The organism is Azospirillum thiophilum (genome assembly GCF_001305595.1).
Taxonomy (GTDB): Bacteria; Pseudomonadota; Alphaproteobacteria; order Azospirillales; family Azospirillaceae; genus Azospirillum; species Azospirillum thiophilum.
Map to the genome: position 1 here is coordinate 214,703 of NZ_CP012403.1, position 14,986 is coordinate 229,688.

12 protein-coding genes are annotated in these 14,986 nt (G+C 68.6%); 7 read left to right on the forward strand and 5 right to left on the reverse strand.

Translation table 11 applies throughout. The features are described from left to right. Positions 1-294: 294 nt before the first annotated feature. Together AL072_RS20220 and AL072_RS20225 are read right to left on the reverse strand one after the other, a co-directional pair. The gene (locus AL072_RS20220) at positions 295-1,590 is read right to left on the reverse strand and encodes an HlyD family type I secretion periplasmic adaptor subunit (protein ID WP_245636944.1); all 1,296 of its coding nucleotides are present in this window, start codon (positions 1,588-1,590) and stop codon (positions 295-297) included. A gap of 38 nt (positions 1,591-1,628) precedes the next feature. Then, a complete protein-coding gene (locus tag AL072_RS20225) occupies positions 1,629-3,356 on the reverse strand; it encodes a type I secretion system permease/ATPase (protein ID WP_245636945.1) in 1,728 nt (575 codons plus the stop codon). A gap of 551 nt (positions 3,357-3,907) precedes the next feature. On the opposite strand from AL072_RS20225, the gene galE reads away from it, so the two are divergent. The 3 genes from galE (at position 3,908) to AL072_RS20240 (ending at position 6,778) form a co-directional block, all read left to right on the forward strand. Further along, positions 3,908-4,921 (forward strand): UDP-glucose 4-epimerase GalE, encoded by a 1,014-nt coding sequence (gene galE, locus AL072_RS20230; RefSeq protein WP_045584056.1) that lies wholly within the window; start codon positions 3,908-3,910, stop codon positions 4,919-4,921. A gap of 61 nt (positions 4,922-4,982) precedes the next feature. Next, positions 4,983-5,540, forward strand: a complete 558-nt coding sequence (locus AL072_RS20235) for a winged helix DNA-binding protein (RefSeq protein WP_045584057.1) — start codon at positions 4,983-4,985, stop codon at positions 5,538-5,540. Positions 5,541-5,575: 35 nt separating this feature from the next. Then, positions 5,576-6,778: a DUF2336 domain-containing protein gene (locus AL072_RS20240; protein WP_245636946.1), complete on the forward strand. Its 1,203-nt coding sequence runs from the start codon at positions 5,576-5,578 to the stop codon at positions 6,776-6,778. A 9-nt stretch (positions 6,779-6,787) separates the two neighbouring features. Here the strand turns inward: AL072_RS20240 and AL072_RS20245 are convergent, their stop codons facing one another. After that, positions 6,788-7,693, reverse strand: coding sequence for a LysR family transcriptional regulator (locus AL072_RS20245; protein ID WP_045584059.1), 906 nt, complete (start codon positions 7,691-7,693; stop codon positions 6,788-6,790). A 117-nt stretch (positions 7,694-7,810) separates the two neighbouring features. Here AL072_RS20245 and aptA point away from each other — a divergent pair, with 117 nt between their 5' ends. Both aptA and AL072_RS20255 read left to right on the forward strand, forming a co-directional pair. Beyond that, positions 7,811-9,187 (forward strand): omega-aminotransferase AptA, encoded by a 1,377-nt coding sequence (gene aptA / locus AL072_RS20250; protein ID WP_045584060.1) that lies wholly within the window; start codon positions 7,811-7,813, stop codon positions 9,185-9,187. A gap of 157 nt (positions 9,188-9,344) precedes the next feature. After that, a complete protein-coding gene (locus AL072_RS20255; protein ID WP_045584061.1) occupies positions 9,345-10,844 on the forward strand; it encodes a CoA-acylating methylmalonate-semialdehyde dehydrogenase in 1,500 nt (499 codons plus the stop codon). 50 nt (positions 10,845-10,894) lie between these two features. Here AL072_RS20255 and AL072_RS20260 read toward each other — a convergent pair whose 3' ends face one another. Next, entirely contained in the window at positions 10,895-12,205 is a 1,311-nt protein-coding gene (locus tag AL072_RS20260; protein ID WP_045584580.1) for a nitrate regulatory protein, read from the reverse strand. A gap of 285 nt (positions 12,206-12,490) precedes the next feature. Here AL072_RS20260 and AL072_RS34420 point away from each other — a divergent pair, with 285 nt between their 5' ends. Together AL072_RS34420 and AL072_RS20270 are read left to right on the forward strand one after the other, a co-directional pair. Beyond that, a complete protein-coding gene (locus tag AL072_RS34420) occupies positions 12,491-12,706 on the forward strand; it encodes a hypothetical protein (protein WP_144428316.1) in 216 nt (71 codons plus the stop codon). 129 nt (positions 12,707-12,835) lie between these two features. Next, a complete protein-coding gene (locus tag AL072_RS20270) occupies positions 12,836-14,050 on the forward strand; it encodes an alpha-hydroxy acid oxidase (RefSeq protein ID WP_281178689.1) in 1,215 nt (404 codons plus the stop codon). Between the two features lie 86 nt (positions 14,051-14,136). Here AL072_RS20270 and AL072_RS20275 read toward each other — a convergent pair whose 3' ends face one another. Continuing rightward, positions 14,137-14,871 carry a hypothetical protein gene (locus AL072_RS20275; protein ID WP_045584064.1) on the reverse strand — a complete coding sequence of 245 codons (735 nt, stop codon included), beginning with the start codon at positions 14,869-14,871 and terminating at the stop codon, positions 14,137-14,139. Positions 14,872-14,986: the final 115 nt, after the last annotated feature.

Below are 14,986 nucleotides of genomic sequence, written 5' to 3' on the forward strand. Positions count from 1 at the left end.
ATTTTAAATAATAATTGCCTCGCAAACGTTTTTCCTACAAATCCGCTGACATGGCTTGGACCTCAGGCTCTAGTTTTATTTATAAAAAAGAGAGTCTTGAAACCATCCCGCCGGAAAGGGCCTCGGGGGCCGTATGGCGCGCGCCTCCACTCCAAAACCCACGCGCCGGACAAGCGAAAGGGCCGACGTGGGGGCGCCGGCCCTTTCCCGGAGCCGCTGCGGAGAGTGGAAGACCGCAAGGACCCCGGCCCGCACCGGCCCAAACGGGAGAGGCCGGTGGGACGGGTGATTCCGCTACTTCTCTCGGAACGCTCTCTGGAGGCCGTCAGTCAATGGCGTCAGGAAATACTCGATGGCGCGGCGGGCATGGCCATGAATCATCACCTCCGCCGGCATGCCGGGATGCAGCTCGACTCCCGGAAGCGCCTTAAGCTCGGTGGCATCCATGCTGATCCGCACAGCAAAATAGAAGGTACCGGTGCGCTCGTCCTCCAACTGGTCGGCGGACAACGCCACCACTTGGCCAGCCACCGGCGGGACGGCACGCTGGCGGTAACCGGTCAGCTTCACCATCGCCTTGCTACCGACCTCGACATTCTGCACATCGTGGGGCGAGACGCGGGCCTCGACTATCATGGCGTCATCCTGCGGCACGATGTCGAGAATACCGGCGCCGGCCGGAACGACGCCGCCCGGCGTGAAGAACTTCAGGCCGGTGATCCGCCCCGCCTGCGGTGCGGTGACCGCTTGACGCAGCAGCACGTCGTCGGCACTGCGCAGCCGTTCCGACAGGTCGGAAACGGCTGCCTGGGCGGTTTGGAGATCGGTCGACACCCCCGACCGCCGCGTGTTGCCAATGTTGATCATCTCCAGCTCGGCGGCGGCGATTGCCTGTTCCGCCTTGGACTTGTTCGCCATCAGTTCCCCCAGCCGGCCTTGCGAATCCGCGACGTTGCGCTGGAGTTCCAGCAGGCGCGGCCGGCGCTCGTATCCCTTGGCCAGCAGGCCCTGAACCACCCGCTGCTCGTCCTCGGTGTAACGCAACCGGTCGGCCGTGGCGACGCGCTGCGCTTCCAGCGCCACGATCTGGTCGCGCAGTTGCGAAATCTGCCGGCGCTGAATGCCCAACTGCGCCTCGTAGCTGTCGCGGCGAGACCTGAACAGCCGCTCTTCGACCGCCAGTGCCTCGGCCGCCACAGGGTTGTCGTGCGCCGCCTTGACGAGATCGGCGGCGAACAGCGGGGCCGGCGAGTCGGACTGCTCTGCCCGCAGGCGGCCGAGCCGGGCCAGCGCAGTCCAGTGCTGCCCCTGCAACTGAGCCACCACCGCCTGGCTCTGCGTCGAATCCATCCGCAGCAATACCTGTCCCGCCTGCACGAGGTCGCCGTCCTTGACCAGCAAGTCGCGCAGGATGCCGCCTTCGAGATGCGAGATGGTCTTGCGATGGCTTTCCACCATCACCGTCCCAGCAGCCAGTGCTGCGCTGTCCAAATCGGCGGTGCAGGCCCAGCCCAGGAAACCACCGAAGCCGACCAGCACGGCCAACGCTCCGGCAAGAGCGGTGTTGCGCAGCGACGGCTCGGCCGGCATCACATCTATCGTTGCCGTCCAAATGGCAGGGCTATCACTCATCTCTGCTCTCCACTGCGGACCAGGCGGGCGACACCAGTGGGCGTGCCCCCCGGCTGCACCAGTTTCAGGACATCCCCGCGCGCGCCGAAATGCTCGACGGCACCGTCCTTCATCACCACGAGCTTGTCGGCCACCGCAACGATGGATGGGCGGTGGGCGATCATGACCACCGTCGTACCCTCCGCCTTCACCTTATGGACGGCGGCCAGCAGGGCTTGTTCGCCCTCGTGGTCGAGGTTGGAATTCGGCTCGTCCAACACCAGCAGGCGCGGCCGGCCGAACAGGGCGCGGGCCAACGCGATGCGCTGCCGCTGCCCACCCGACAGCGAAAAGGCGCTCTCGCCGACGGGCGTATCGTAGCCGAAGGGCAGCCGGCCGATCATCTCATGCACCCCGGCCAGGCGGGCGGCGCGCACGATCTCGGCCGGGTCGGCATTGGCCATGCGGGCGATGTTCTCGCCTATGGTGCCGTCCAGCAGCGCCACCGATTGCGGCACATAACCGACATATTTCCCGAAGCTCTCGCGCTCCCACAGATAGGTGCTGGCGCCGTCCAGATAGATGCCGCCGGCCGTCGGTTGCCAGACGCCGACCAAAAGGCGGGCCAACGTCGACTTCCCAGCACCGGACGGACCGATGATTCCCAGCACTTCACCCGCTTCCGCCGCGAAGGACACGTTGCGCAACACCGGGCGGCTCAACCCGGCCGGCACATGGCTGACACGGTCGACCGCCAGCGTCCCGTGCGGTGCCGGCAGGGGCATGGTTGAGCGGGCGGACGCGCCGTTGTTCAGCAGGTCGCGGATGCGGCGATGGGCCTCCAGCGCCTTCACCCACTGTCGCCAGCCGTCCACCATCTGCTCGAACGGGTGCAGCAGCCGCCCGGTGATGAGGCCGGCTGCCATCATGCTGCCGGGCGTCACCAGATTGTCGATCACCAGGGTGGCGCCAGCGGCGATCACCCCGACCTGCAGCATCAGCCGCAGCGAACGCGAGGCTGCGGCCAGCCCGCGCGACATGGTGGCGCCGCGGTCGATCATCCCAGCCGACCCGCTCTGCGCCGATTGCCAGCGCCGGGCCAGCGCCGGCAGCATACCCATCGCCTCGATGGCCTCGGCATGGCGAACTGTGCCGGCAATGTCGGCGAAGACACGGGCCGACGCTTCGTTGGCCTGGGCCATCGGCCGTCTGGTCAGCGCGTCGGTCAGCACGCCCATCACCAGCAGGATCAGGGCGGAGCCGATGGCGAGAAAGCCGTAGACCGGGTGCAGCAGGAACAGGATAGCCAGAAAGATCGGCGCCCAGGCCAGTTCCAGCGGAGCGGTCACCGCGCTGCTGGTCATGAAGCCGCGCAGGTCGTTCAAGTCGCGCATGGTCTGCGCCGCATTGCGCGGCCCCCCCGACAGCGCGTCGACGATGGAGGCCTCCAGGGCCGGCACGTTGAAGCGGTGCGCGATCACCGCGCTGGTCACCAGGAAGGCGCGGGCCCGGATGAAGTCCAGGACGCCGTACAGCGCCAGTGCCCCGACCGCGATGATCGCAAGCATCGTCAACGTTTCCAAGCTGCGGCTGCTCATCACCCGGTCATAGACCTGCATCGTGAACAGCGGCACCACCAGCATCAGGATGTTCACGAACAGGCTGAGGATGCCGGCCAACAACAGGCCCTGTCCGATCTTCCGGTAAGCTTGGGTCAGCAGAGGCCGATCCACGGAACTCATCATCGATCCTTCCTGATGGAGGACAGGCCGCTTCGATACGGCGCGGGAAAGCGGGGAGATTGGGAAGAAACGCCAAAAGCTGCCGGCGGCGACGGTGCGCAGGACAGGAAGCCGGCTGGGGGGCATGCCGGGCACGACCGTTTCACGAAGAATGGTCGCCTATGGGGACGGGTCCTGGCGCGGGGGGAGCGCCGACGGACTGCGTATGCTTAAGCTTTACTCCGGAGACATTTTAGAGACGTGTGACAAGTTTTGGCTGATACCCCTTTCCAGTTTTCGAAAAAGGGGTGACGAGGCACTGATAAGCCACTGTTTCGCTGCGATAAAACTGCAATTCACCGAAGGATCTATGCCATTGGGGGCGGTTATAGAGGCCATCTGGTCAGACGCCGCGCCGATCGTGCATGCTGCGTCGCGATGAATTTGCGCAAGGACACCGTACTCCCCCCCGTCCGGTCCCTGCCCCGCCCCAACCCCCCGCTCTCCTTTCCTTCCACCATGCCGGTCGCCCGATTCCGGCTGCGGCCAGAAAACCGGTTCAAGGAAGCCCTTTCATGACGATCCCGAAGACCATCCTCGTCACCGGAGGCGCCGGCTATGTCGGCAGCCATTGCGTGGCGGAACTTCTCGACCACGGCAACCGCGTCGTCGTGTTCGACAATCTGCGCCAGGGTCATGCCGCCGCCGTCCCGCCCGAGGCCGCCTTTGTGCAGGCCGACCTCGCGGACGAGGCGGCGCTGGCCCGTGTGTTCTCGCAATGGCGCTTCGACGCGGTGTTCCACTTCGCAGCCCTGTCGGTGGTCGGCGAATCGATGCGCGACCCCCATGCCTACCTGCACGGCAACAGCGTCACCTCGCTGAACCTGATCCGCGCCGCGGTGAAGGCCGGGGTGATGAAGCTGGTCTTCTCGTCGACAGCCAACCTGTTCGGATCGCCGAAGCGGATACCCATCGACGAGGACGAGGCGGTCGATCCCGGCAGCCCCTATGGCGAATCGAAGTACATGATCGAGCGCGCCCTGCATTGGGCCGACCGCTGCCATGGGCTGCGTTCCGCATGCCTGCGCTACTTCAACGCGGCCGGCGCACACCCCAGCGGCCGGCTCGGCGAGGATCACAGCCCGGAAACACACCTGATCCCGCTGGTGATGGACGCCGCCACCGGCACGCGTCCGCACATCGAAATCTTCGGCGACGACTATGAAACCCGCGACGGCACCTGCATCCGCGACTACATCCATGTCTGCGATCTGGCCGATGCCCATCTGCGGGTGCTGGACGTGCTGGACGAGCGGTCGGTCCGCTACAATCTCGGTAATGGCACCGGCTACAGCGTCCGCGAGGTGATAGGATCGGTGGAGCGCATCACCGGCAGGACCGTGCCAGTCAAGATCGGCCCGCGCCGCCCCGGCGACCTGCCGGTGCTGATCGCCTCGTCGGAGCGCATCCGCCGCGACCTCGGCTGGCAGCCGCGCTTCCCCGATCTGGACAGCATCGTCGGCAGCGCCTGGGCATGGCGCAACGCCAATCCTCAGGGCTTCCGCGGCATCGCCGCCGCCGCGGAGTGAGCATGGCCAAGGAAATGGGCAAGGGAATGTCAGCAATCGCAGCGCCGGGATCAAGGACGCGATGAGCAACCTGAACTGGGACGACGACACGCCGGAACCGGCTCCCGGGGAGAAGGCTTCCGCCCAAGCGTCGGGCAAGCCCGCCGATGTGCTCGACCTCGCCGACTTCCACGGCATGGCCCGGCTGATCGAGCGCATGCACCGCCGTTACCTCGATGTCGTGCGCGTCGGTCTGTCCAGGCAGGGCGTCGAGGACATCGGCCCGGTGCAGGCACTGATGGTCATGCTGATCGGCGAGGACGAGCTGTCGGTCCGCGACCTGATGGAGCGCGGTTACTATCTCGGTTCCAACGCGTCCTACAGCCTGAAGATCCTGGTCGATGCCGGCTACATCAACCGGGCGGCCAACCAGCGCGACCGCCGGACCGCCCGCCTGCAGCTGACCGACAAGGGCCGCGAGCTGTGGGAGTGCCTGCGGCGGATGGAGCAGGCGCAGGCCGAGGCGCTGGTGCGCAACGAGACCGAAGTCCGCGACCTGAAGGCCAGCTATCGCACGCTCCGCCGGCTCGACCGGCTGTGGGGCGACATGATCCGTTATTCGTGCCTCGATTTCGACTGACTGGATTTCGACCGATGCCGCAGCCGGATGCCCCCATGCCAGACGCTCCCATACCCGACGCCCTCCCTCCCAATTCCCTGTCGTCGAAGGATGTCGAACGGCTGCTCGCCTCGCCCACCGCGCAGACTCGGATCGAGACGATGAGCAAGCTGTTCCAAGACCTGGAGGCCGGCACCCTCAGCCCGGCCGAACGGTCGCTGGCGATCGAGGTGGTCCATTGCTTCGCCGGGGATGCCCAAGTCGCGGTGCGCGAGGCGGTCGCCTGGCAGCTTCGCAACAGCCCGCTGCTGACCGGGGATCTGGCCGAACGGCTGGTCCGCGACGTCGGCCGGGTGGCCTTTCCCATCCTGCGCGACGCGGCGGGGCTGACCGACGACCTGCTGCTCGACGTGCTGTCCGATCCCGATTCAGGCAAGCATGTCGCGGTGGCCAGCCGGTCCAGGGTCTCCGCCCGCGTCTCCGGCGCGATCGCCGAGCGCGGCAACGTCGTCGCCGTGACCGCGCTCCTGCGCAACGACGGCGCCGAACTGCCGGACAGCGCGATGAGCCGCGCGCTCGACCGCTTCGGCCGCGTCCGCATGGTCAGCGAGGCGGCGGCGACCCGTCCCGGCCTGTCGCTGGCGATGGTGGAGCGGGTGGTCGCCTTCGTCTCCGACAGCATGCGCACCACCCTGATGCAGGCGCACGGCCTGTCGCGCGAGCTGGTCGAGCGGCTGGTCGAGCGCGGGCGGGAGGCGGCGACCATGCGCCTGCTGCGCCCGGTGCTGCGCGGCGCCGAGGATATCGAGGCCGTGATCCAGTGGCTGCATGCCAACCGCCGCCTGACGCCGGTCCTGCTGTTCCGCGCGCTGTGCGCCGGCGACGTGTCGCTGTTCGTCTCCGGCATGGCGCTGCGCGCTGCCATCCCGCCGGACAATGCCCGCCGGCTCGCCTGGGACGACGGCGAGCTCGGCATGGCGGCGCTGCTGAAGAAGGCAGTCGTCGCCCCCGGCCTGCTCCAGCCCTTCCAGGTCGCGGTCGGCGTCGCCAAGCGGCTGGGCTATGAGGGCGCCGAGGCGTCGCGCGAGGATTTCCAGGCCGAGGTGATCAGCGAGCTGTTCACCGCCTGCACCCCGACCAACGACTGGATGGTCGACGACCTGCTGCTGCAGCTGTTCGACCAGAAATCCGACGAGGTGATCGACCGCGCGCTCGACCAGGCTGGCCTGCCCTTCTCGCCGCTGCGGACGATGCAATAGCAGCTGGAGTCAGCCCTCGTCCGGCCGCTCCAGCAGGGTCATGAAGCGTTCGAGCACGAGGTTCGGCGGCACCCCCTTCTTGGTCACCGCGCTGAAGCCCACCCGGTAATGGTGGCTGTCCGGCAGCAGCGCCCGCATGGTGCCGCGCTCCACCCATTGGGCGGCGTAATGCACCGGCAGGAAGCCGATGTAGCAGCCGGTCAGCAGCAGGAAGGCCACGCCCTCGCGGTCGGTGGCGGTCGCGGTGGCGGTCAGCGCGTGGGGCGGCTGGGCCTGGGTCGGGGCGACGGCATCGGCCGCCTCCACCGCCTCGCGGGTGACGGTCCCGGTGGGCGCGTCGAACAGCGGATGGCCCCGGCCGCAGTAGAGCCGCGACTCCTCCTCGTAGAGCGTCACCCGCTCCAGACCGGGCAGGGCGCGGCGGTCGGGCACCACGCCGACATGCAGCCGGCCGTCCAGCACGCCGCGCTCGATCTCGTTGGGCGGGATCATGCGGATGTTGACCCGCACCTCCGGCGCCTCGCGCTTCAGGCCGCGCAGAGCGTTGGTCACCCGCATGCGCGGCATGGTGACGAGGTTGTCGGTGATGCCGATGTTGAGTTCGCCGCGCAGCCGCCCATGCGCCGCGTTGATCTCGCTGCGGAAGCTCTCCAGCCCGGCCAGCAGGCGCAGCGCGGCCTCGTGGGCCAACTGCCCTTCCTCGGTCAGCCGGAAGCCGCCCCGGCCGCGCCGGCACAGCGTCAGCCCGAGCCGGCGCTCCAGGTCGGCCATGTGCTGGCTGATGGCGGCGCGGCTGATGTTCAGCTCGACCTCCGCCGCGGAGAAGCCGCCGCACTCGACCACGGTCAGGAAGACGCGCAGCAGGCGGATGTCGGCATCGGCGACGGCGGGCAGCGTGTGGCTCGGCTTGCTCATGTCCGGTCTCTGTCAGGTAAGCCGGCGCTTACGTGAGGTTCGCATGGTTTGGATTTAACCACAGCGACCGCCCCGGCACACTCCTGCACACCACCCCATCAGCAGGAGACCGGCGGCATGGCCCCCCTGGACAACGACTTCGAGCACGGCAATCCCGGCTTCGGCACCGACCGGGCGGCCGGCGTGACCCGCGAGGAACTCGACGCCCACTGGATGCCCTTCACCGCCAACCGCGAGTTCAAGAAGAACCCGCGGATGATGATGAAGGCCGAAGGCGCCTGGTACTGGGACGCGCAGGGCCGCAAGATCTATGACAGCCTGTCCGGCCTGTGGTGCAGCGGTGCCGGCCATTGCCGCAGCGAGATCGCCGAGGCGGTTGCCCGCCAGATCGGCACGCTCGACTACAGCCCGGCCTTCCAGTACGGCCACCCCGCCGCCTTCAAGCTGGCGCACAAGCTGGCCTCGATGACGCCGGCCGGGCTCGACCATGTCTTCTTCGTCAATTCCGGCTCGGAGGCCGCCGACACCTCGCTGAAGCTGGCGCGGGCCTATTGGCGGATGAAGGGGCAGCCGGCCAAGACCAAGCTGATCGGCCGGGTCAAGGGCTATCACGGCGTCAATTTCGGCGGCACCAGCCTGGGCGGCATCGTCGGCAACCGCAAGCTGTTCGGCACCGGCGTCGATGCCGACCACCTGCCCCACACCCTGCTGCCGCAGAACGTCTTCACCAAGGGCATGCCGGACGAGGGTGCCCACCTCGCCGACGCGCTGGAGGATCTTGTCGCCCTGCATGACGCCTCCAACATCGCCGCGGTGGTGGTGGAGCCGATGGCCGGATCGGCCGGCGTGCTGCCGCCGCCCAAGGGCTATCTCCAGCGCCTGCGCGAGATCTGCACCAAGCACGGCATCCTGCTGATCTTCGATGAGGTCATCACCGGCTTCGGCCGTATGGGCACCGCCTTCGGCGCCGATTACTTCGGCGTCGTGCCGGACATCATGAACGTCGCCAAGGGCCTGACCAACGGCGCCGTGCCGATGGGCGCGGTGGTCGCCAGCCACGAGATCTACCAGACCTTCATGGACAATGGCGGACCCGAGTATCTGGTCGAGTTCCCGCACGGCTACACCTACTCCGCCCACCCCGTCGCCTGCGCCGCCGGCCTCGCCGCACTGGAGCTGTTCGAGCGCGAGAAGCTGGCCGACAAGGCCGCGGCGCTGATGCCGCATTTCGAAGACCTGATCCACGGGCTGAAGGGCCTGAAGAACGTCGCCGACATCCGCAACTGCGGCCTTGCCGGCGCGGTGCAGATCGCCCCCCTGCCCGGCGAGCCGGCCCGGCGCCCCTACGAGATCGCCATGAAGTGTTGGGACGCCGGCTATTACGTGCGCTACGGCGGCGACACCCTGCAGTTTGGCCCGCACTTCATCAGCGAGCGCGAGGATCTCGACCGGCTGTTCAACGTCGTCGCCGACGCCATCCAGGCGACCGCGTAAGGGCACTCGCTCCGCACTCCCCCCACCCCGACCCTCCCCCGCTGGGCGGGGGAGGGAGAAAGTCCATAGCATCCCCAATTCCCTCCCCTGCGCAGCGGGGGAGGGTCAGGGTGGGGGCAAAACCTCGCACACCGAACACCCCTCCAGGAACCGTCCCATGCCCATCGTCCCGCACCTGATCGGCGGCAAGACCGATGCCCCCGCCGGCAGCCGCACCGCCGACATCGTCAACCCGGCAACCGGCGAGGTGACCGGTCAGGTCGCACTCGCCGGCCGCAAGACGGTCGAGGAGGCGATCGCCGCCGCCGAGGCCGCCTTTCCGGGCTGGCGCGCCACGCCGCCGGCCAAGCGCGCCCGCGTCATGTTCCGCTTCAAGCAGCTGCTGGAGGAGAATGCCGAGCGCGTCTGCGCGCTGATCACCCAGGAACATGGCAAGGTGCTGGACGATGCCCTCGGCGAGCTGACCCGCGGCATCGAGAATGTCGAATATGCCTGCGGCGTCCCGGAGCTGCTGAAAGGCGAGTTCTCCAAGAATGTCGGCCCGGCCATCGACAGCTGGTCGGAGTTCCAACCGCTGGGAGTCGTTGCAGGGATCACGCCCTTCAACTTCCCGGCGATGGTGCCGCTGTGGATGTATCCCATCGCCATCGCCTGCGGCAACACTTTCATTCTAAAACCGTCGGAGCGCGACCCGAGCGCCGCCCTCCTCGTCGCCCAGCTGGCCGAGCAGGCCGGGCTGCCGCCGGGGGTGCTGAACGTCGTCAACGGCGACAAGGAGGCGGTCGACACGCTGCTGACCGACCCGCGGGTGCAGGGCGTCAGCTTCGTCGGATCCACCCCGATCGCCGAATATGTCTATGCCACCGCCAGCGCCCACGGCAAACGGGTGCAGGCGCTGGGCGGGGCCAAGAACCACGCCATCGTCATGCCCGACGCCGACCTCGACAACGCGGTCAGCGCGCTGATGGGGGCGGCCTACGGCTCCTGCGGCGAGCGCTGCATGGCGATCTCCGTCGTCGTCGCGGTGGGCGACGAGGTCGCCGACCGGCTGGTGGAGAAGCTGTCCGTCGCACTCCGCGCCCTGAAGGTCGGCGCCGGCACCTCGGCCGGCTGCGAGATGGGGCCGCTGGTCACCCGCGCCCACCATGACAAGGTCAGGGCCTATGTCGACCAGGGCGTCTCCGAGGGGGCCGAGCTGGTGGTGGACGGCCGCGGGCTGGTGGTGCCGGGCCACGAGAACGGCAACTTCCTGGGCGGCTGCCTGTTCGACCGCGTCACCCCGGAGATGACCATCTACCGGGAGGAGATCTTCGGCCCGGTCCTCTGCCTCGTCCGGGTGAAGACGATGCAGGAGGGCATGGACCTGATCGACGGCCACGAATACGGCAACGGCACCTGCCTGTTCACCCGCGACGGCGAGGCCGCCCGCTATTTCAGCGACATGATCAAGGTCGGCATGGTCGGCATCAACGTGCCGCTGCCGGTCCCGGTCGCCTATCACAGCTTCGGCGGCTGGAAGCGGTCACTGTTCGGCGACCTGTCGGCCTATGGTCCGGACGGGGTGCGCTTCTACACCCGGCGCAAGACCATCACCCAGCGCTGGCCGACCGGCGGCCTGCGCGAGGGCGCCCAATTCGCCTTCCCCTCGATGAAGTAGAGCCGGTTCCGGCAGCCCCTCTCCTCCGGCGGGAGAGGGGCTGCCGCGGTTCAGCCTCCCCCCGTGGTCACGCCGCGCAGGATGTCCGACATGCTGAGGATCGCCTCGGCCACCTCGATGATGCGCTTGTTCTGGTTCATCGCGGTCTTGCGGATCAGCTTGTAGGCCTCCTCCTCCGACAGGTTGCGGGTCGACATCAGCAGGCCCTTGGCGCGGTCGATCACCTTGCGCTCGTTCAGGGCCGCCTTCGCCGTCTCCAGCTCCAGGCTGACGTCGCGCAGCCGCTGTGACTGCGCCTGCACCACGTCGAGGACCGAGCGCATCAGCCTGGGCGGCAGCCCGTCCGGCGCGAACAGCCCGGCGTCCTCCTGCCCCGGCAGCGACGGCCCTCCAGGCAGCGGCGAACCGGCATCGACCAGCATCATGGCGACCGGCATCGCGGCATCGGGACTATGCAGGGCGGCCTGCTCCAGGTCGGTCTGCTCCAGGTCGGCGCGCGCCTGGGCCAGCTTCGCCTCGCACAGCAGGCGCAGATCCCCGGTCAGCCGGTCCTCGACCGTCTTCATCCGGTCCATCCGGCGGGTGGCCTGCTCGAACCAGGCTTCCGGCGCGATGCCGGACAGCTCGCCATGGCGGGCGCCGTCGGCGAGCGCAACCGCCCGCATCCGCTCCACCTCCGTCACCGCCGGGTCGGACAGGGCGGCGCGGAAGGCGGCAGTGTGGGCCGGGTCGGCAAACTCGGAGAAGATGCGGAAGGCACGGTTCTGCGCGTCGATCAGCTGAATGAGCCGGGCATGGTCCGCCCCGTCGAACCGCCCGCGCGAGAAGCCGGCGCCGGCCGTCGCCCGCTCCTGCCCGGCGAACTCCTTGCCCTGGACGATGTTGAACAGCGCGACCAGCGCCCGCGAGATCGCCGGATCGGCGGCGATGTCCGCCGCCTCGACCAGCACGGCCAGCAGATGGCCGATCACGTCGGTGAAGGCCTTGACCGAATCCTGCGGCACCAGCGCCAGCGAGGCCACCTGATCCCGCAGCGCCGGCAGCCGGTCCAGCGCCTGCAGTGCGCCGGCGACCCGGCCGTAGAAGCGGGCGCCCGAGCTCATGCGGTCGAGCTGCTCGTCGAGATGGTCCAGCCGGTCGCGCAGCACCGCCTCCAGCGCCAGCGCCTCGGCGACCCGGCCGGCGCGGTCGGTGGCGAAGCGCTTGCCGCAGGATCCGAGATAGATCGAGGAGGCGCCGCGTTCGGCCTGCAGCACGTGGATCAGGCCGCCGATGTCGCGGACCAGCGCGCCGACCGCCAGCAGCCGCTCGACGTCGCGGATGCGGCACAGCCGGGCGACACGCAGGAAGCGCAAGGCCATGGCGCCCGTCCCGCCGTCGCCGGTCCCGCGCTCATTCTCCATATGCCCCGCCCCCGCCGTCACGCTGCCCGTCCGGCAGTCAAGCAACCGACATGCCAGCAAAGGCCCCGCCCGGCCGACGGTCATGGCGGCGGGGAAGGCCGTCGGAAAGAGCGGCACTTGCTTAAAAAGCCGGCTGCCCTGCCGAAAAACCGGGCGATGCGGACATGGCCTTTTGTGCAGTGCGACATTCGCGGCCCGGCGCTGTTGGTCCCGCATCACCCTCAACTCCGGAGTCGCCCTGTGATGACCAAGAACCCCTTCATGAGCGCGTGGCTGTCCTGGGCAAACCGCGCCACCAGCCACGCCACCGGCATGTGGACCGCGGCGGCCGTCTCGGCGGCGAAGCGCAACCAGTCGGCGGCGCTGAAGGCCATGATGACGCCGCCCAACTCCGCCAGCACCGGAGGCGGTGCGAAGAACGGCGCCAAGCCCAAGCGCAGGAGCGGTCCGGCGCGCTGACCGGCCCGGACAGCCAGCCAAACGGCGCGCAAATCGTCGCCTGCGCCGCGGGCATGCTTGACGATGTGCGGAGGGGATGGCCAAATCCTACCCCCTTCCGTTTCATGCGCAACCGTCGAGACACGTCCCATGACCTCCGTTCGCATGCCCTCCGCGCGGCCGCCGTCGCGCTGGGCGACCCTGTTCACCGACCGGCCCGTCACCTGCATCGAGGATCTGCGGCAGCTGGCGGAATGGCGCGTGCCGCGGATGTTCTACGATTACGCGGATTCCGGCTCCTACACCGAGCAGACCTACCGCGCCAACGAGTCCGACTTCGCCCGGATCAAGCTGCGCCAGCGCGTGGCGGTGGACATGACCAACCGGACGCTGGCCAGCACGATGGCCGGCCAGCCGGTGGCGATGCCGGTGGCGCTGGCGCCGACCGGGCTGACCGGGATGCAGCATGCCGACGGCGAGATCCTGGCCGCCCGCGCCGCAGCCAAGGCCGGCGTCCCCTTCACCCTGTCGACCATGAGCATCTGCTCGATCGAGGACGTGGCCGAGAACACCGACAAGCCCTTCTGGTTCCAGCTCTACGTCATGCGCGACCGCGCCTTCATCGACAAGCTGATCGACCGCGCCAAGGCGGCCGGCTGCTCGGCCCTGGTGCTGACGCTGGACCTCCAGATCCTCGGCCAGCGCCACAAGGACATCAGGAACGGCCTGTCCACCCCGCCGAAGCTGACGCCGCGCAACATCCTCAACATGGCGACCAAGCCGCGCTGGTGCCTGAACATGCTGCGCACCGAGCGCCGCACCTTCCGCAACATCGTCGGCCACGCCTCCGGCGTCAGCAACCTGTCCTCGCTGTCCTCCTGGACGGCGGAGCAGTTCGACCCGGCGCTGAACTGGGACGACGTGCGCCGCATCCGCGACCGCTGGGGCGGCAAGCTGATCCTCAAGGGCATCCTCGATCCGGAAGACGCGGTGATGGCGGCGGAGACCGGGGCCGACGCGCTGATCGTCTCCAACCATGGCGGGCGCCAGCTCGACGGCGCGATCTCCTCCATCGCCGCATTGCCGGCCATCGTCGAGGCGGTCGGCGACCGCATCGAGGTGCTGATGGACGGCGGCATCCGCTCCGGCCAGGACGTGGTCAAGGCGCTGGCGCTGGGGGCCAAGGGCACCTTCATCGGCCGCGCCTTCCTCTACGGGCTGGGGGCCGGCGGCGAGGCCGGCGTGTCCCAGTGCCTGGAGATCATCCGCAAGGAGATGGACGTCACCATGGCGATGTGCGGCCTGCGCGACATCAGGACCGTCACCGGCAACATCCTGGCCGGCAAGCCCGATTTCGCGGGCTGAGCGGTCCGGCGGCGGCGGGGGGCCAGGGCGGCGACCTGGAACGGCGTGGAACGGTTTTCCGCCGGTGTTCCATCCTTCTGCCGGCCTTACAGGCGGCGGGAGAAGGCCGCGCCCCGGCGGCTCCCCCGGCGCGCCTCGGGCACCGGCGCGAGATTCGGGAAGGGCTCGTCCGGGTTGAGGGTCCAGGGATAGACGCCCTTCGGCCCCTCGGCCTCCGGACAGGCGAGGATGGCGGCGATGGTCGCCGCATCGGGCGGCAGGCGTTCGCGCAGTTCCCCGGGCAGATCGTCGTCGAGTTCCGGAACCGTGACGGCGAACGGGGTGGGGCCGAACGGATCGGGGGCGGGTGAATTGCCGGCGGGCGGCGCGGCGGAGGCTGCCGCGGCCGGTGCCGGAGAATGGGGACGGTCGGCGCCGGCCATGGCGTCGAGGCCGGTGAACAGGCCGAGCCGCTCGGCCAGCCAGCGCACCGTCGAGGGGTCGCCGGACGTGACCAGCCGTTCGATCTGCTCGGCCACCAGGGCGCGCAGCGAGGAGAGCCGCAACTCGGCCTCCCGGCTCAGCGCCTGCCGCTCCCACCACACCCGGACGCGGAAATCCTTGGAGCCGTAATAGGCCCGCCACAGGGTGGTGCGGCTGCATCCCATGGCACGGGCGACCTGCTGGAAGCTGTTGCCGCGCGCCAGCATGCCGGCGGCCATGATCCATTGCTCTTCATGGAACTGGGATCCGGGGACCAGCGACCCGTCGGGCGGAACCGGCGGCTCGGCGGCCCAGCAGGGAAGGCTGTCCTGATTGAGGGTGCGGGCGTCGATCGGCATGGCTGTCCTCCACGGGTGAAGATTGGAACCTGCCTATTATAGGAATATTTTCTGAGAGTTGGGGGAACTTTTATCGACGCGCGCGTGACGCCACCCTGGATGCAGGCCGGGTGGA